The following is a 17,352-nucleotide window of genomic DNA, read 5'->3' as shown; positions in this document are numbered from 1 at the left end:
TCAGTCTAGCGGACTATTCCCGGTCGCCGCGCCACTCCCCCGACGCCCCCGGCTCATCCGGCGCCTCGGCGTGTGCGCCCGAAATCGCTGCGGGCGCGACCGCGGGATCGACCGTGCCCTCGGCGACCGCGAGCTCACGCTCGAGTTCGTGCTCCTCTTCTTCGCCGCCGCTGAACTGCGATTCGTACAGCTCGAAGTAGGCGCCTCGACGCGCGAGGAGCTCATCGTGGGAGCCCTGCTCCACGATCCGGCCGTTCTCCATCATGAGGATCATGTCGGCGTCACGAATCGTCGACAGGCGGTGCGCGATCACGAACGAGGTGCGGTCCGAGCGAAGCGCCCGCATCGCCTGCTGCACGAGCACCTCGGTGCGCGTGTCGACCGAGGACGTCGCCTCGTCGAGGATCAGCAGCGACGGGTTCGCGATGAACGCGCGCGCGATCGTCAGCAACTGCCGTTCACCGGCCGAGAGCGACGCGGCGTTCTCGCTGATCACCGTGTCGTATCCCTCGGGGAGCTGGCGCACGAACCGGTCGACCATCGTCGCCTTCGCGGCCTCGACCACCTCGTCGTCGGAGGCGTCGAGCCGCCCGTAGCGGATGTTCTCGCGGATCGTCCCGTCGAAGAGCCACGCGTCCTGCAGCACCATTCCGACGTGCCCGCGAAGGTCGGCGCGAGACAGCTTCGTGATATCGACGCCGTCGAGAAGGATCCGGCCGCCGTCGAGCTCGTAGAACCGCATGATGAGGTTCACGAGCGTCGTCTTGCCTGCGCCCGTTGGCCCGACGATCGCGACGGTGTGGCCCGGGCTCGCCTCGAGGGAGAGGTCCTCGATCAGGGGCTTCTCCGGGTCGTAGCTGAAGTTCACGCTCTGGAACTCGACGTGCCCGTCGGTGCGATCCGGCAGGTCGTCGACCGGGGTGTCCGGATCCTGCTCCTCGGCATCGAGCAGTTCGAACGTGCGCTCCGCCGACGCGACGCCCGACTGCAGCATGTTCGCCATGCCCGCCATCTCGCCGATCGGCTGGGAGAACTCGCGCGAGTACTGGATGAACGCCGTCACGTCGCCGAGGGTCATCTGGCCCGCCGTCACCCGCAGGGCGCCGACGACCGCGATGAGCACGTAGCTGAGGTACTGCACGAACTGCATCGCTGGCATGATCGTTCCCGACAGCGCCTGCGCCTGGTACGAGGCCGTGAACAGGCCCTCGTTGCGCCGGTCGAACTCCTCGACCATCTCGGCGTCGCGGTTGAAGATGCGGATCAGCTCGTGCCCGGTGAACGACTCCTCGATGTGGCCGTTCAGCTCGCCCGTGTACTTCCACTGGGCGACGAACAGCTTCTGCGCGCGCACGCCGACGACGCCGGCGATGACGCCCGACAGCGGGAGCGCGATCAGCGCGATCAGCGCGAGCTGCCACGACACGATGAACATCATCGCTGCGATGCCGATCACCGTGAGCATCGACTGCACGAGCTGCGAGAACGCCTGCTGCAGCGCCTGCTGGATGTTGTCGACGTCGTTCGTCACGCGCGAGAGCACGTCGCCGCGCTGACGCCCATCGAAGTAGCCGAGCGGCAGCCGGTTGATCTTCGCCTCGATGTCCCTACGAAGGTTGTAGATGATGCGCATGACCAGGCGGTTCAGCAGGAAGCCCTGCAACCACATGAGCAGCGAGGCCACGAGGTACAGCGCGAGCACGATCAGGATCAGCCGCCCGAGCAGCCCGAAGTCGATGCCCTCGCCGGGAACGACGTTCGCACCTTCGAGCATGTCAGCGAACTGGCCGTGGCCGGTGTCGCGCGAGTTCTTGATGATCTCCTCGATCGGCACGCCCGCGGGAAGCTGCTTCCCGATCACGCCGTTGAAGATCACGTCCATCGCCTGGCCGAGGATCCTCGGGGCGATCACCGTGAGCACTACGGAAGCGACCACGAGGATCACGACGACCGAGAACAGGCCGGCCTCGGGTTTCAGCAGCCCGGCCAGGCGCTTCACGGACGGCCAGAAGTGCTTCGCCTTCTTCGCGGGGGCCCCTCCCGCCCAGTCGTCTGCCGGGGGCGAATAGTCCTCGGGAAGCTCGTACTCCTCCTCGGCAGTGGTCGCCGGAGACGTCGCTTTCTTCTTCGCCATCAGGCTGCCTCCGCCTCTTCCATCTGCGAGCGCACGATCTCTTGATAGACCTCGCTCGACAGCAGCAACTGCTCGTGGGTGCCGCGATCCACGATCTCGCCGTTCTCAACAACGAGGATCTGATCCGCGTCGAGGATCGTCGCGACGCGCTGCGCCACGATGATCGTGGTGGCACCTCGCGTGGCGTCCGGGAGCGCCGCACGCAGGCGGGCGTCCGTCGCGACATCGAGCGCGGAGAAGGAGTCGTCGAACAGGTAGACACGCGGCCGCGCCACGAGAGCGCGGGCGATCGAGAGCCGCTGGCGCTGGCCGCCAGACACGCTCGTGCCGCCCTGCGCGACAGGCTCGTCGAGGCCCTTGTCCTTGGCGCGCACGAAGTCGTCGCCCTGGGCGACGCGCAGCGCCTCCCAGAGTTCCTCGTCGCTCGCGTCGGTTCGACCGAAACGCAGATTCGATCCGATCGTGCCCGAGAACAGGTACGGACGCTGCGGAACGAGGCTCATCACCTCGGCGAGCTGGGCGCGCGTGAGCGACTCGAGCGGGACGCCGTCGATCGTGATGCTCCCCTGCTGGCGGTCGTAGAGCCGCAGCATGAGGTTGAGCATCACCGTCTTGCCCGCGCCGGTCGAACCGATGATCGCCGTGGTGCGTCCCGGCTCCGCCACGAAGCTCGCGTTCTTGACGACGGGCTCCTCGGCGCCCGGGAAGCCGAAGGTGACGTTCGCGAACTCGATCCGCCCGTTCGCCGGCGTCGCAGCCGACTCGACCGCGGGGAACTCGAGCGTGGAGCGGGTGTGCAGCAGCTCCGAGATGCGCTCGGCGCACACCACCGCGCGCGGGATCATCATCGTCATGAACACGCCCATCATGACCGCCATCAGGATCTGCAGCAGATACTGCAGGAACGCGGTCAGCGAGCCGACCTCGACCTGACCGGCGTCGACGCGATGTCCGCCGAACCACAGCACCGCGGCCGTCGCGACGTGCAGGACCATCATGATCACCGGGAACATGAGCACGAAGATGTTGCCGACCCGCACCGAGACGTCGGTGATGTTGCGGTTCGCTACGTCGTAGCGTTCGGATTCGAAGTCCTCGCGCACGAACGCGCGCACCACCCGGATGCCCATGATCTGCTCGCGCAGCACGCCGTTGATCGCGTCGACGCGATCCTGCATCTTGCGGAACAGGGGCAGGAGCAGCCACACCAGGAAGCCCACGATCACGGCGAGCATCGCGACCGACACCCACACGAGCCACGACAGGCCGGCGTCCTCGCGCAGCGCCATGATGATGCCGCCGATCGCCATGATCGGTGCCGTCACCATGAAGTTGAAGGTCATGAGCACGAGCATCTGGATCTGCTGCACGTCGTTCGTGCCTCGCGTGATCAGGGTCGCCGCGCCGAACTTGGTCGCCTCGAGGGTGCTCAGAGAGTCGACCTTGCGGTACACCTCACGGCGCAGGTCACGCCCCACGCCCATGGCGGCGCGCGCGCCGCAGTAGACCGCGATCACCGCTGAGGCGACCTGGCCGAGGGAGATGAGCAGCATCTGGCCGCCCGTGCCCCAGATGAAATCGGTGTCGCCCTTGGCGATCCCCTGATCGATAATCTTCGCGTTCAGGCTGGGCAGCCAGAGCGCCGCGATCGTCGACAGCAACTGCAACACGAGTACGGCCGCAATCAGGGGCCAATATCGTTTCGCATGCCGAAACGTGAGCTGGATAAGGGCCACGAGGATCCTTTCTTGGTGGTCCTGGTGCCGGGGCCCGGCCGCCGCCGATGGCGGACCGAAGCCGGGATAGACGGAAAACAATACCAGTTTGATCAGCGCAAAACCAGGCGACAACTGGTGAGAAGCAGGAGGAAAGCGAGGGGGCCGAACCGCGGCTCGCGCCGTGTGTGAACGCCTCCGCGTGTCATTCTGTCACGCTCCCCGGACATGCAAAAGGGCGGCCCTCCCGAAGGAGAGCCGCCCCGTTTCGCCTGAGCGAAAAGACTTAGGCGAGCTTGACGCCCGCGCCTGCCTCCTCGAGCTTGGCCTTGGCCTCCTCGGCGGCCTCCTTCTTCGCACCCTCGAGCACGTTCTTGGGAGCCTCCTCGACGAGGGCCTTCGCCTCGCCAAGGCCGAGGCCGGTCAGCTCACGCACGACCTTGATGACCTGGATCTTCTTGTCGCCAGCCGACTCGAGGACGACGTCGAACTCGTCCTTCTCCTCGACGGCCTCAGCGGCACCGGCGGCCGGGGCAGCGGCAACGGCGACCGGAGCGGCAGCCGAAACGTCGAAGGTCTCCTCGAACGCCTTGACGAACTCCGAGAGCTCGATGAGGGTGAGCTCCTTGAACTGCTCGAGCAGCTCTTCAGTCGAAAGCTTAGCCATTGTGTTTCTCCTTGATGTTTGCCCTCAGCGCGTGAGGGCGGGTCTTGTTGTTGGTATGTATCCGAGTGATCGGAACTTACGCGTCCTGCTTCTCCTGCAGCGCGCCGAAGCCGCGTGCGGCCTTGGCGGGCAGAGCGTTGAACAGCTGTGCTGCACCGACGAGAGCAGCCTGCATGGCGCCTGCGGCCTTGGCCAGCAGCACCTCGCGGCTCTCAAGATCGGCAAGCTTGCCAACCTCGGCGGCGGAAAGGGCGTTGCCATCGAAGTAGCCCGCCTTCACCACCAGAAGAGGGTTGGCCTTGGCGAAGTCACGCAGCGCCTTTGCGACAGCGACGGTGTCACCGTGAACGAAGGCGAGGGCCGAGGGACCGGCGAGCTCGTCATCGAAAGCGGTGATCCCGGCGTTGTTTGCCGCAATCTTGGTGAGCGTGTTCTTCGCCACGGCGTAAGTCGCGTGCTCGCGGATGCTGTTGCGGAGATCCCGCAGCTGGGCAACCGTGAGTCCGCGGTACTCAGTCAGCAGAACGGCGTCCGACTCTTCAAACTTGCGCTGAAGATCGGCGACCGTAGCGTCCTTCGTAGCCATGGCGCTCCCTAGCTTGTCGTACCCGAGCGACGGACGTCGCGCGGGGGCCGCGCCGCCGAAGGCCTCCCCTGAAACAGGAAGAAGCCCCGGCGCGCACGCACGGAGCTTCGCAAGATTCGGATCGAGGATCCGGCTCTCAAGGAGTTCGTACCTGCGCTGGTCTCCGCTTGCGCGGACGTTCCGGAGTTCTTGCGAACTCTACCGGCGGTCTTGGGCCAGGGACGATCGTAGCACAGATTCAGGGGTCCCGCGGCGGCCCGTGAGGCGCGGGGAACACGCGAGAGACCCCCGAGCGAATCCGCCCGGGGGTCTTGCAGCGCCGGTCAAGAAGTCAGACCGGCCGCGCCAGCGCCGATCAGGACGCCGGCTTGAGCATGTAGCCAGCCCCGCGCACGGTGTGCAGCATGGGGGCGCGGCCGTTGTCGATCTTCTTGCGGAGGTACGAGACGTAGAGCTCGACAACCGTCGACTTGCCCGTGAAGTCGTAGGCCCACACGCGGTCGAGGATCTGCGCCTTCGACAGCACCCGGTTCGGGTTGCGCATGAGGTAGCGGAGCAGCTCGAACTCGGTGTTGGTGACCGTGATCGGCTCACCAGCGCGCTCGACCTCGTAGCTGTCCTCGTTGAGGGTGAGGTCCCCGACCTGCAGGATCGGATCGGGCTGGGCGTTGAGCGTCATCTGCGAGCGGCGGACGAGGCCGCGCAGGCGCGCGATGAGTTCCTCGAGGCTGAACGGCTTGACCACGTAGTCGTCTCCGCCGGCGGTGAGGCCGATGACTCGATCCTCGACGGCATCGAGCGCGGTGAGGAACAGCACGGGGAAGGTCTGCCCCGTGGCTCGCGTGCGCGAGAGCAGCTGGATCCCGTCGAAGTCGGGAAGCATGATGTCGAGCACCGCAACGTCTGGCTTGAACTCCCCCACGAGTTCAAGAGCCTCATGACCGGTCGACGCGGTCATGACTTCCCAGCCTTCATAGCGGAGCGCCATCGCGATCAGCTGTGTAATCGATTCCTCGTCATCGACGACGAGCGCACGTACTTTTCCCCCGTCGGCACGTGCCAGCTTCTGCGCATGCATACTGTTCGATTATTCCTTCCGGACCCGGTTCCTTGAGTCTCGCGGAAGTTCCCCGGTGCGCGACTCCCCCATCGGCACACCATCGTTTTCCACGATCGCCCCCTCGACCTGCGCGGCGGCGACTCATTATCGCCCAGCTTAGCGGCACAGCCTGTCCATATGCAGCCCATGCAGATTACAATCGCGACATATGTCTCATCCGTGGGGCCTCCGGCGCTTTTCGGGGCCGCGTGGGAGGATACCCGGGTGACCGCTCCGATTCCGCCCGCCCATCCCGCCTCTCCGCTGCTGCAGCGCGTCGTCACCGACGGCAGCGACCGGATGGCGTGGATGCGGGCTCGCGCGCGCGGGATCACCGCGACCGACGTCGCGAAACTGTCGACTCCGCGATCGATCGAGTCCGCGGCGTTCGAGAAACTGCACGGCAGCCGGTTCACGGGCAACGCGTTCACCGAGCACGGGAAGGCCCGGGAACCGGAGATCGCGGCCTGGGTGCTCTCGGAGCACGGAATCGAGCCGAGCCGCGCCCTGTTCCACGCGGAATTCGACGTCCGTCACCTCGCCACTCCCGACGGCCTGGTCGAGCGCAGCGGCGGAACGGTGGAGCTCGCCGAGATCAAGACGACGAACAAGGTCTGGCGTTCGATCCCGCGGAACTATCTCCGCCAGGTGTGGTGGCAGCAGTACGTTCTGGGCGCCGAGCGCACCCTCATGGTGTGGGAGCGACACGAGAACTTCGTGCCGGTCGGCGATCCGGAGTGCCGCTGGATCGAGCGCGACGAGAACGAGATCGCGCGGCTCGTCTCGCTCGCGGGGCAGCTGATCGACGTGCTGCACGCCCGCACCAGCTGACCGGCAAGGCCCGAGCCGGGCCCTCAGAGGTCCATGAACCCCTGTACGCGAGTCTGATCGGCAGGCCCGGCGGGTCCCGCTGCGACGCCCGCACTCGGAAACGCGGAGCCGGATCCGGGCGGGAACCCCGCGCCGCCGAGCCCCGGTCCGCCCGTGAAACCCTGCCCGAACGCGGCCCGCTCGGCCTGTGCGTAGTTGCGCACCATCAGGTCCTGCATGGCGTCGGCAATGCGCGTGACCGCCGGGACGTCCTCGAGCCGCAGCGTCTCGGCGCCGTGCAGCAGCAGGACATCTCCCGCTCCGAACAGCCGCTGGGCCGGGCTGCGACGCGTGCGTACCTCGCGCACCCTCGTGAGCGCGAGCTCGGTGCGGCTGCGCACGAACAGCCCGCGTCTCACGATGACGCGCCGCGTCGAAACGGTCGTCGTGCCGGCGAGCCAGGTGAGCACCGGCATGATGCCGAGCAGGAGGCCGAGGGCCGCGGCGACGGCGGCCGCCGTGAGATCGATCCAGGGATCGTTGAACGAGCCCACCCAGAACCCGGCAGCCCCCGCCAGCGCGACGAGCGCAATGACGGGGAGGACGAGCCTGCGGCCGTGCCGCCGGAAGCGCAGCACCACGACCTCGGGCTGGGCGTAGCTTGCGGGCGCCGGCCCGAGCACGGCGTCGACGTCCTGCGTCACCGTGGTGTGCTTGCGAGCGGCCATGGACCTATTCTGCCGGAACCGCCTGCGAGCCGAGGAACCGGCGGGCGAGAACGAAGTCAGCGGGCCCCGAGAATCGCTCGGGGCCCGCTCACGGCGTTTTTCGGTGCGGCCTACTCCTCCGTTGCCCGCCGCGCGGCCGAGCCGAGGTCTCCGGCGGCCCGTCCGAGGTCGTCCGCGGCGCGGCGCGCGGCCGACTCGACGGCGGCACCCGCGGCGTCGATCGACGCGCCTGCCGAGTCGAGCGCGGTGCCAGCGGCATCGAGCGCGGTGCCAGCCGAGTTCAGCGCGCCGGCCGCGGCGGAGCCGGCGGCCCCGGTGCGAGCGGAGTCGGTGCGAGCGGAGTCGGCAGCCGAGGGGTCGGAGTGGCCTGCGCGGTCGCCGTGCGCGTGCTCGGGGCTGGACTGGTTCTCCGCCTCGGCCGAGTGCCCGGTGCCTGCCGCGCGACGAGCGGTGGGCTGCTCGCCCCGATCGCCCCGATCGCCCCGGGCGGCGCGCCCGGCGGCGGCGCCCGCAGCTCCCCCGGCGACGACGCCGTTGAACATGGCCGCGAGGTCGATGCCCACGGTGTCCTTCGCCATCTCCATCAGGCCCTTGATGTTGCCCATCGCGTCGGCGGCCACCTTGCCCGTTCCGTCCGCCGAGACGACCGTCATGCTGTCGATCGCGCCGATCGCGTTCGCGTACTCGCCTGCGATCTCGGGCAGCAGGTGGATGAGCTCCTGGGCGAGGACCGCCTGCGACTGCGTCTCGAGGGCGCGGGCGCGGGCGTCGATCGCGGCGGCCTCCGCGGTTCCCTTCGCCTCGATGGCCTCGGCCTCGGCGCGACCCTCGGCCGCGAGTGCTTCCGAGGCGGCGATGCGGGCGGCGCGATTCGCGAGGCCCTCGCGCTCGACGGCGGTTGCGCGGCCCTCCGCAGCGGAGACGGCCGCGGCGGCATCGGCCTTCGCGAGCGCTTCGACCCGGTACGCCTCCGCCTCGGCGACGGCGCGGACGTCCGCGTTCAGTTTCTCGGTGCGGAGCGCGACCTCCTTCTGCGCGGTGATCTGCTGCTGCTCAACAATGGCCTGCTGCTGAATCGCCTGCTCGAGGGGCTCAGCCGCCGATGCCTGCGCGGTCGCCTTGTCGGTCTCCACCTGGATCTCGGCCTGGCGCAGCTTAAGTTCGCGGTTGCGGTCGAGCAGCACGCGCTCAGCGGCGATCTTCGCCTCCTGCGAGGCCTGATACGCGTTCGTCTCGGCGATGTCGGCCTGCTGACGCACCTTCGCGGCCTCCGGGCGGCCGATGTTGGTGATGTAGTCGGCGCCGTCGCGGATCTCCTGGATCTGCAGGGTGTCGACCACGAGGCCCTGCTTCGTGAGCGCCTCCTCGGCCGCCTCGAGCACGCTCTGCGCGACGACGGCGCGGTCGCGGATGATCTGCAGGACGGTGAGCCCGCCGATGATCGAGCGGAGCGAACCGGAGAGCACCTCCTGCGTGGACTCGTCGATCTCGTCCGAGTTGGAGAGGAATCGCTGGGCGGCCGCGCGGATCATCTCCTGCGTCCCGCCGACCTTCACGACCGCGACCGCCTGGGCCTGGATCGTGATGCCGTCGGTGGTCTGGGCCTCGGTGGTGATGGAGAGTCGGCGCGAGCGCAGGGAGATGGTGAACGACTTCTGCACGAACGGGAGCACGAACACGCCGCCGCCCGTCACCACCTTCTGGCCCGACAGATCGCGGGTGCGCTGACCCGAGGCGTCGACGACCTCCTTGCCCTTTCCGCCGGTGACGATGATCGCCTCGTCTGGTTTGGCGATCTTGTAGCGCTTGATGATCACCAGGGCGATCAGGACGAGCGCGATCACGGCTCCGAAAATGCCGATGATGGCGGGGCTAGCCAAGATCATGGGGACTCCTATTCGACTTCGTCGTTGTGCGGTGCAGGACTCGCCTCGACCGGCGCGACGCGCACGGAGGTGGAGGTAACGGTGTGAGTGATGCGCACGGCGGCGCCGCGCGGGATCGCGGAGTCCGCCGTCGCGGAGAGCGAGATCCGCTCGCCGTTGCGGATCACCGCGACCTCGCCGAGACCGCCCTCAGGGATCTGGAGCACGACGGCTCCGGTCACCCCGACGAGATCCCCCGAGCTCACGGCGGTCGATGATTCAGCGCCCCTGATCAGCTTCGACAGCCAGAACGCCGCCGCGCCCCCGACGAGCCCGGCGAGCGCGCCGACGACCGCGGCGAGCGGCGTCGACATTCCGGCGCCGACACAGGCGAACGAGGCGAAGCCGAAGATCGAGGTGAATGCGGCGATCGTGGTGAGGCTGAGCGGGCCGTCGCCGAAGTCGAAGGCGTCGAAAATGCCGTCGAGTACGAGCGAGATCAGCAGGAGGACCCCGCCGACGATGCCGATGATCAGGAAAATTCCGCCCGCGACAAGCGATCCATCGAAGAGCCGCTCGAACCACTGCATGATGCCGTCCATGCGCGCCTCCTCTGCCGCTGTCTCACGATGTGTTGCATTGAGCGTACCAAGAGCGCGCGGCGCGCGAACGGGTCGGTTTCGCCGGGTGAAGCTGAATCGCCGACCGCCGCATGCGCGATCGGGAATACGGATGGCAAGGCGGGGCCTCCTGCACCCCCGATTCAGGCGGTCTGATCAGCGAGTTCCCGGAAGCCGCGGCACCGCGGCGAGGAGCTCCCGCGCGTACGGGGTCTGCGGGCCAGCGAAGAAGTCGCGGCCGGAGTGCTCCACGATCCTGCCCTCGTGCATCACGAGCACCTCGTCGCAGAGCGCGTGCACCACGGCGAGGTCATGGCTCACGAACACCAGGGAGAGTCCGAGGTCGCGACGCAGATCTCCGAGGAGTTCGATGATGCTGGCCTGCACCGAGACGTCGAGCGCGCTCGTGGGTTCGTCGGCGACGAGCACCTCGGGCTCGACGGCGATGGCGCGCGCGATCGCGACCCGCTGGCGCTGGCCGCCCGAGAGCTCGTGCGGTCGTGAGCCCGCGATCGCGGGATCGAGCCGCACGAGCCGCAGGAGCTCGGCGACGCGGTCCGGCACCGCGCTGCGCTCGACGATCCGGTTCGCGCGCAGCAGTTCGCCGAGTGTTCCGCCGACGGTCATGCGCGGGTCGAGCGAGGAGGCGGGGTCCTGCGGCACGAGCTGGATCGCGAGGCGTTCCTCCCGCGTGCGGTGGGCGCTCAGCGGACGGCCGTCGAGCAGGATCTCCCCCTGCGCCGGTCGCAGCTGGCCGACGATCGCGCGGGCGAGCGTGGTCTTTCCGGATCCGGACTCGCCCACGACGCCGATCGCCTCGCCTGCGGCAAGCGCGAAGTCCGCGCCCCAGAGCGCGAGTCCGCGACCGTAGCGGACCTCGAGCCCGCGCACCTCGAGGCGGGGCGCGGCGGCCGGCGCGGTGGGCGCGGCCGGCGCGGCGGGCGCGGCAGGCTCCACGGACGGCTCGGCTGGCCCGGTGGGCGCTGCGGCCGGCGCGGCGAGCGAGGAAGCGCCGTCGATGGGCACGGAACCGGGCAGCCGCGGCACCGCTGCGACGAGTTCTGCCGTGTACCCGGCGCCCGGCTCGCCGACGATCCGGGCGGTCGGACCCGCCTCGACCTCGCGGCCGCCGCGCAGCACGAGGATGCGTTCGCAGACGGCCGCGGTGACCGCGAGATCATGGCTCACGAAGAGCAGCGTCATCCCGCGGGAGCGCCGCAGCTCCGCGAGGAGATCGAGAATTTCCCGCTGCACCGTGACGTCGAGCGCGGTGGTCGGCTCGTCGCAGAGCAGGACATCGGGTTCCGCCGCGAGCGCCATGGCGATCACGAGCCGCTGCCGCTGTCCGCCAGAGAGCTGATGGGGGTAGCGGCGGGCGAGGCGCGCCGGCTCGGGAAGCCGCACGAGCTCCATGAGTTCGCGCGCGCGTGCTGCCGGGTCGGGCGCGGGCACGCCGAGCGGGATCGCCGCCTCGACGGCGTCCCTGAGCTGGGACCCGACCCGCGTGAGGGGGTCGAGCGCGGTGAGCGGGTCCTGGAAGACCATCCCGACGGATCCGCCCACGGCGACCGTGCCGCCCGTGACGCGGGTGCCCTCGGGCAGCTGGCCGAGGATCGCGCGCAGGGTGAGGCTCTTCCCGGATCCGGACTCGCCGACGATGCCGAGCGAGCCGCCCGGCTCGACCTGGAACGTCACGCCATCGACGAGGGGTCGCCCGTCGCTCGCGGCGATCCGGAGCCCGTCGACGCGGACCGCGCCGGGCGTCCCGCCGCCGGCCGGGGTGGCGGCCCCAGCGCCCGCGCGACCCCGCGGTGTCCGCCGCGAGCGGGTCTCGGGGACCACCCGCGACGCGTTGCGGCGCGGCATCGCAGGCCGGGCACGGAGCGCATCGGCGATGCCGTCGCCGAGCAGGGAGCAGGTCACGCCCGTGAGCACCACGGCGAGGCCGGGGAACGCAGCGAGCCACCACTGCGTCGTGAGGAAGGGCTGCGCGTCGGCGATCATGGTGCCCCAGTCGGGCGTGGGCGGCCTGATCCCGAGCCCGAGATAGCCGAGGGTCACGATCGCGACCATGATGAGGACGATCTCGGTGGCGAAGAGCACGATCGCCTGCGGCAGCACGTTCGGGAGGACGTGGCGCAGCAGCACCCTCGCGTGGGAGAGCCCTCCGCCGCGGGCGGCCAGGACCCAGCCGGACTCGCGCAGCGCCGCGCTCATCGACCTGATGACGCGCGCGTAGCCGACCCAGCCCACGAGGGCGAAGGCGAGGATGATCCCCCCGGGCCCGGCCCCAACCGCGAACACGATCGCGATCACGATGACGTAGAACGGGAAGGCGATGACCGTGTCGGTGAGCCGGGAGGCCACCCAGTCGACCGCGCGACCGAAGTAGCCGGAGACGAGCCCGACGGTGACGCCGATCACGAACGGGGCGATCGCCGCGAGCACGGCCAGTCCGAGGTCCGTTCGGGCCGCGTAGAGCATGCGGGACAGCACGTCGCGGCCCAGCTGGTCCGTGCCGAGCGGATGCGCACCGCCCGGGGCAGCGAGCCCGTTGGCCAGGTCCTGATCCCCCGGCGCGTATGGCGCGAGAACGGGGGCGAGGACGGCGACCGCGATCAGCACGAGCGCGAGCGCACCGCCCGCGATGAGCGCCGGCGATCGGCGCCGACGCGACGCGCTTGCGATTCCATCCCGCGCGCTCATCGATCGCCCTCCCCCGCCGCGCGCAACCGCGGGTCGAGCAGGGCCGACAGCCCGCTCGCGACCGCGGTCACCGCGACGACGAGCACGGCGCAGTAGAGGGCGACCCCCTGTACGACCGGGAAGTCCCTGCTGCCGATCGCCTGGAAGAGGAGCGTGCCGATCCCGTTGATCCCGAAGACCTTCTCGACGACGAGCGTGCCGCCGATCAGGTAGGCCGTGTTCACGCCGAGGAGGGCGAGCGTGGGCAGGGCGGCCCCGCGGAGGACGTAGCGGAACAGGATTTTCCGCTCGGGAATCCGCGCGGCGCGCAGCGTCGTGACGGAGTCGGCGGAGAGCGCCTCGATGAGCTGGGAGCGCAGCGACCGGATCAGCGGCGGGGCGAGGCCGATCGCGACGGCGAGCGCCGGAAGGAACAGGCTGCGCAGAGGTTCCCCGGGACCCGAACCGATCCCGCCTACGGGGAACCAGCCGAGCTGCACGGCGAACACGAGGATCAGGATCAGGCCGACCCAGAACAGCGGCAGCCCCATTCCAACCGCGGGCAGCACGCGCACGAGGTGATCGACGAGGCCGTCGCGCCGCAGGGCGGCGGCGAGGGCGAGCGGCACGGCGATGAGCACGGCCAGCACGACGGCGAGCCCCACGATGCCCAAGCTGACCGGGGCCTTTTCGAACACGAGATCGCGCGTCGGCACTCCGGAGACGAGGGAGGGTCCGGTATCGAACCGGGTGACGATCCCCCACAGGAACTCGCCGAACTGCCGTGCGATCGGCTGATCGAGGCCCAGCTGGGCGCGCAGCGCCGCGGTGGCCTGCGGCGTGGCCCGCTCGCCGAGAATCATCGCGGCCGGATCGCCGGGAACGAGCCGGAGCAGGAAGAAGACGGCCACGACGACGCCGAGCATCACGGGGAGTACGCGGCCGAGGCCGCGGCCCAGCCCTCGCATCACTCGTGCCACCGCGCCATCCATCCTGCAAATCTATCCGGAACCCGGAACGGGGCGGGGACCGTCAGCCGGTCCTCGCCCCGCGCGCGGGTATCGGGGAACTACTTCGCGTCGACCCAGGCTTCCTCGAAGCGCACGGACCCGTTCGGGAGCACCGTGAAACCGTGCACCCGGTCGGTCGTCGCCTTCAGGTTCGACGGGAAGAACAGGGGAATGTAGGGGGCCTTGTCCGCGAGGATCTGCTGGATCTCTGCATACGTCCGCTTCCGCTCGTCGCCGTTCGGCTGCGTGCGGCCCGCGTGCATGAGCTTGGTCACGCGGTCGTCGGTGAAGTGGGTCCAGTAGGACTTGCTGAAGCCCTCGGGATCGGCCTGGAAGGTGATGAAGCCGTTCGGGTCCGGGGAGTCCGACTGCCCGCTGTTGAGCATGAAGTCGTAGTCGTAGGCGAAGAAGCGCTCGCGGAACGCGGCGATGTCGATCTGCTCGATCTTCACGGTGATCCCGATCTTCGCGAGCGACTCCTGCACGATCTGCGCGATCTGCGCCCGCTGCGAATTCCCGGAAGCGATGAGCAGGGTCGTGGAGAAGCCCTTCGGGTAGGCGGACTTCGCGAGTTCCTTTTTCGCGGCCTCGACATCGAAGTCGAGCGCGACGCCCGGGTCGTTCGCCGAGTACTGGATCGTGGGCGGCAGCAGCGCGTTTGCGACCTCTGCCGTGCCGAAGGTCGTCGCCTTCGTGATCCCCTCGCGGTCGAGCGCGTGCGCGATCGCGCGGCGCACGTGCTCGTCCTCGAATTGCTTCCGCTGCGTGTTGAAGAACACCTGCTCAGTCGACCATCCCGGGGTGTTCGAGAGCACCGTTTTGCCGGCCTGCTCGACCTCGGTGGCGTTCGCGGCCGGCACCGTGTCGATCGCGTCGATCTGTCCGGCAGCGAGCTGCTGGCGCAGCTGCGTGTCATCGGCGATGAACTTGTAGACGAGCGAGTCGACGTGGGGCTTGCCCTGCTGCCAGTAGTGCTCGTTCTTCACGAAGGTGAGATCCCCGTTCGGGTCCCACTCCTTCACTGCGAACGGGCCGGTGCCGATCGGCGCCTTGAAGAAAGCCTTCTCGTCCGCGCCCCCGAAGTCCTTCGGCATGATGCCGTTCGAGAAGTTCGACAGCTCGGAGAGGAACGGTGTGTAGGCGGATTTCAGCGTGATCGTCACCTCGCGCTCGCCCGTCGCGGCGATCGATGCGATCGGCGCCGAAAGCGGGAGCGGGCCGCCGACCGTGATGTGGCGCTCGAGCGAGAACACGACGTCCTCCGGGGTGACGTCCGCGCCGTTCGAGAACTTGAGGCCGTTGCGCAGCGTGAAGACGTACTTCAGGCCGTCGTCCGACTCCGTGTACTCCGCGAGCCACGGGATGAGCTTCCCGTCCTTGTCGAAGCTGACGAGCGGCTCGAACACCTTGTCGATCGCGAAGGCGTTGTTCGCGGTGATCTGCTGGTTCAGATCGAAGTCGGTGACCGAGGCGACGCGGCCGAAGGTGAGCGTGCCGCCGTCGACCGGCTTCGCGCCAGCGTCGGCGCCTGCGCCGCCGGATGCCCCGCCAGCGCAAGCGGAGAGCAGGAGGCCTGCGGCGAGCGCCGCGGCGGCCGCAGCGATGCGGCGCCGGCTGCGCGGGGTGCCGTGGGTTCTGATGGTCACTTCGGGTTCCTCTCGGTGGGTTCGGTGATGAGATCGGGTGCTCCGCCGCGGATCACGGCTGCGACGAGTTCGGGATCGCGGAGGGCCTCCGCGGAGTCGGGCGCGCGGGTGAGGAGCACCGCGTCAGCTGCCAGGCCGCCGCGCGGCCCGTCGAGGAGGGCCGCTCCGACGGCGGTTGCGGCCTCGAGCGCCTCGCCGGGGGTGAGGCCGGCTTCGACGAGTGCGGCGAGTTCGTGCCAGCCGCTTCCGTGCTGCTCCGGGGTTCCGGAGTCGGTGCCGACCGCGATCGGCACCCCGGCGTCGCGCGCCACGCGCACCGCGACGGGGTGGGCGGCCACGGCGTCCGCGACGCGCGGGCGGAACGCGGCGGGGAGTTCGCCCCGGTCGATCATCGCGAGCACGAGCCGGTAGATCCTGATCGTGGGCACGAAGAACGTCCCGCGCTCGGCGGCGCGGGAGGCCTGCGCCGCGCTGAGGTACATGCCGTGCTCGATGCTGCGGACGCCGGCCTCGATCGCGTCGTCGATCGCGGCACCGCCCCAGGCGTGCATCATGACCTCGGCGCCGGCGGCGTGCGCGCGCTGCACGGCGTCGCGCACCTCCGCGGCGGTGAACACGGGCTCGAGCCGGGCCCCCGCGGGTGCCGCGACGCCCGCGGTGCCGACGAGCTTCACCCAGTTCGCACCGTCGGCGAGCACGCCCTCCACCGCGGCGTCGAGTCCGCCGGCGGCCGCGGCCGCGGCGCGATCGAGCAGTGCGTGGGAGAGCTCGGCCCGGGCCGCGAAGGGGCTCGCACCGGACCCGCCCGCGTGCTCCGCGGCCTCGGCGAGCTGCCCGGGGAGCAGCCCGCCAGCGTCTCGGACGCGCGTGAATCCGGCCGCGAACATGGTCCGCAGTGCCGCGCTGGTGAGGCGCGTCGTCTCCCGCGCGGATCGCGCCGATCGGTCGGCGGCGTCGAAGTCGTGCCAGGCCGCGTGCACGTGCGCGTCGACGAGCCCCGGCACGGCCCAGAGCTCGCCGCTTCCGGGGAGTTCCGCGGGCACGGGCAGCTCGATCGCCGGCGCGAAGCTCCCGTCCGTGCGCATTCGGCGGACGGCGCGCGTCGTGCCCGAACGGCGCGCGGCCTCGGCATCGAATACGGTCACGTTCCGCCCCTTCGGCGTCATCGCCCTGCGGCGAACAATCTTTGGTCTATTCGGATACGCTAATGGACCAGAAATGCATGAACCACTTGCGTGGCGATCGGCTGAACCACAGGCGGGTAGACTGTCCGGGTGACCAGCACCTCCGACCACCGCACCTCCTCCTCGGCCACGATCCTGCAGCTCGCCCGCTCGGTCTGCCACCTGATCGCCGTGGTCGCCGTGACCATCTGGGGCTTCCTCGCCTGGCCGCTGCCGTTCCCCGGGATCCTCACCGGCGTCGGCCTCCTCGCGCTCTCGGTGCTGCTCTGGGCCCTGTTCCTGTCCCCCCGCCCCGTTCTCCGCGTGGATCGTTTCGGTCAGGCACTGTTCGAGCTGCTGCTCATCGCCGGCGCCGTCGGTGCGCTCCTCGCCCTGGGCGTGTTCTGGGTCATCCCCGCGGCGTTCGGCGTCATCGCGGCCGCGATCGGCTTCATCGCTTCATCGCGCGTTCGGTAACGGCCGGCACGCTCCGGCAGCCGAGCCGACGCCCGATCCGCCTCCCGGCCGGCGCAGGCACTCCCCGAACCCAAGAACGAGTGCGAGTGCGAGACGGGCGCCTGCGCCCCTGATCCGCCGCGCAGGAATAGCCCGGCTCACGAACCC

At 69.5% G+C, this 17,352-nt stretch carries 14 protein-coding genes; 2 read left to right on the top strand and 12 right to left on the bottom strand.

Going from position 1 to position 17,352, the window contains the following annotated elements; genetic code table 11:
* Positions 1 to 13 precede the first annotated feature (13 nt).
* The 5 genes from JD292_RS09620 to JD292_RS09600 all read right to left on the bottom strand — a co-directional run bounded on the left by JD292_RS09620 (position 14) and on the right by JD292_RS09600 (position 6,180).
* Positions 14 to 2,134, bottom strand: coding sequence for an ABC transporter ATP-binding protein (locus JD292_RS09620; protein ID WP_200132529.1), 2,121 nt, complete (start codon positions 2,132 to 2,134; stop codon positions 14 to 16).
* A complete protein-coding gene (locus JD292_RS09615) occupies positions 2,134 to 3,870 on the bottom strand; it encodes an ABC transporter ATP-binding protein (RefSeq protein WP_200132528.1) in 1,737 nt (578 codons plus the stop codon). Before JD292_RS09615 ends, JD292_RS09620 begins: the two co-directional genes overlap by 1 nt.
* A 265-nt stretch (positions 3,871 to 4,135) precedes the next feature.
* Positions 4,136 to 4,516, bottom strand: coding sequence for a 50S ribosomal protein L7/L12 (gene rplL, locus JD292_RS09610; protein WP_200132527.1), 381 nt, complete (start codon positions 4,514 to 4,516; stop codon positions 4,136 to 4,138).
* A 76-nt stretch (positions 4,517 to 4,592) separates the two neighbouring features.
* Positions 4,593 to 5,102, bottom strand: a complete 510-nt coding sequence (gene rplJ / locus JD292_RS09605) for a 50S ribosomal protein L10 (RefSeq protein ID WP_200132526.1) — start codon at positions 5,100 to 5,102, stop codon at positions 4,593 to 4,595.
* A gap of 355 nt (positions 5,103 to 5,457) precedes the next feature.
* Entirely contained in the window at positions 5,458 to 6,180 is a 723-nt protein-coding gene (locus JD292_RS09600) for a response regulator transcription factor (protein ID WP_200132525.1), read from the bottom strand.
* Positions 6,181 to 6,501: 321 nt separating this feature from the next.
* Here JD292_RS09600 and JD292_RS09595 point away from each other — a divergent pair, with 321 nt between their 5' ends.
* Entirely contained in the window at positions 6,502 to 7,032 is a 531-nt protein-coding gene (locus tag JD292_RS09595) for a YqaJ viral recombinase family protein (RefSeq protein WP_233614015.1), read from the top strand.
* Between the two features lie 23 nt (positions 7,033 to 7,055).
* On the opposite strand, the gene JD292_RS09590 is transcribed toward JD292_RS09595, so the two are convergent.
* From JD292_RS09590 to JD292_RS09560, 7 genes are all read right to left on the bottom strand, one after another.
* Positions 7,056 to 7,739, bottom strand: coding sequence for a PH domain-containing protein (locus tag JD292_RS09590; protein WP_233613967.1), 684 nt, complete (start codon positions 7,737 to 7,739; stop codon positions 7,056 to 7,058).
* A 110-nt stretch (positions 7,740 to 7,849) separates the two neighbouring features.
* Positions 7,850 to 9,625: a flotillin family protein gene (locus tag JD292_RS09585; protein WP_200132523.1), complete on the bottom strand. Its 1,776-nt coding sequence runs from the start codon at positions 9,623 to 9,625 to the stop codon at positions 7,850 to 7,852.
* A gap of 8 nt (positions 9,626 to 9,633) precedes the next feature.
* Positions 9,634 to 10,206 carry an NfeD C-terminal domain-containing protein gene (locus JD292_RS09580; RefSeq protein ID WP_200132522.1) on the bottom strand — a complete coding sequence of 191 codons (573 nt, stop codon included), beginning with the start codon at positions 10,204 to 10,206 and terminating at the stop codon, positions 9,634 to 9,636.
* A gap of 174 nt (positions 10,207 to 10,380) precedes the next feature.
* Positions 10,381 to 12,930 (bottom strand): ABC transporter ATP-binding protein/permease, encoded by a 2,550-nt coding sequence (locus tag JD292_RS09575; RefSeq protein WP_233613965.1) that lies wholly within the window; start codon positions 12,928 to 12,930, stop codon positions 10,381 to 10,383.
* A complete protein-coding gene (locus tag JD292_RS09570; protein WP_369411223.1) occupies positions 12,927 to 13,889 on the bottom strand; it encodes an ABC transporter permease in 963 nt (320 codons plus the stop codon). The genes JD292_RS09575 and JD292_RS09570 overlap by 4 nt, the downstream gene beginning before the upstream one ends.
* A gap of 89 nt (positions 13,890 to 13,978) precedes the next feature.
* Entirely contained in the window at positions 13,979 to 15,565 is a 1,587-nt protein-coding gene (locus tag JD292_RS09565; protein WP_369411222.1) for an ABC transporter substrate-binding protein, read from the bottom strand.
* Complete coding sequence (locus JD292_RS09560) at positions 15,562 to 16,710, bottom strand: amidohydrolase family protein (protein WP_369411221.1); 1,149 nt, start codon at positions 16,708 to 16,710, stop codon at positions 15,562 to 15,564. Before JD292_RS09560 ends, JD292_RS09565 begins: the two co-directional genes overlap by 4 nt.
* 129 nt (positions 16,711 to 16,839) lie before the next feature.
* On the opposite strand from JD292_RS09560, the gene JD292_RS09555 reads away from it, so the two are divergent.
* Complete coding sequence (locus JD292_RS09555) at positions 16,840 to 17,205, top strand: YrdB family protein (protein WP_200132520.1); 366 nt, start codon at positions 16,840 to 16,842, stop codon at positions 17,203 to 17,205.
* The last annotated feature ends 147 nt before the right edge of the window (positions 17,206 to 17,352 follow it).

The sequence above is a fragment of the Leucobacter edaphi genome, assembly GCF_016522535.1.
In the GTDB taxonomy this organism is placed as follows: domain Bacteria; phylum Actinomycetota; class Actinomycetes; order Actinomycetales; family Microbacteriaceae; genus Leucobacter; species Leucobacter edaphi.
Note: the sequence above shows the minus strand (reverse complement) of the source record. Positions and strands in the feature narration are given on the sequence as shown.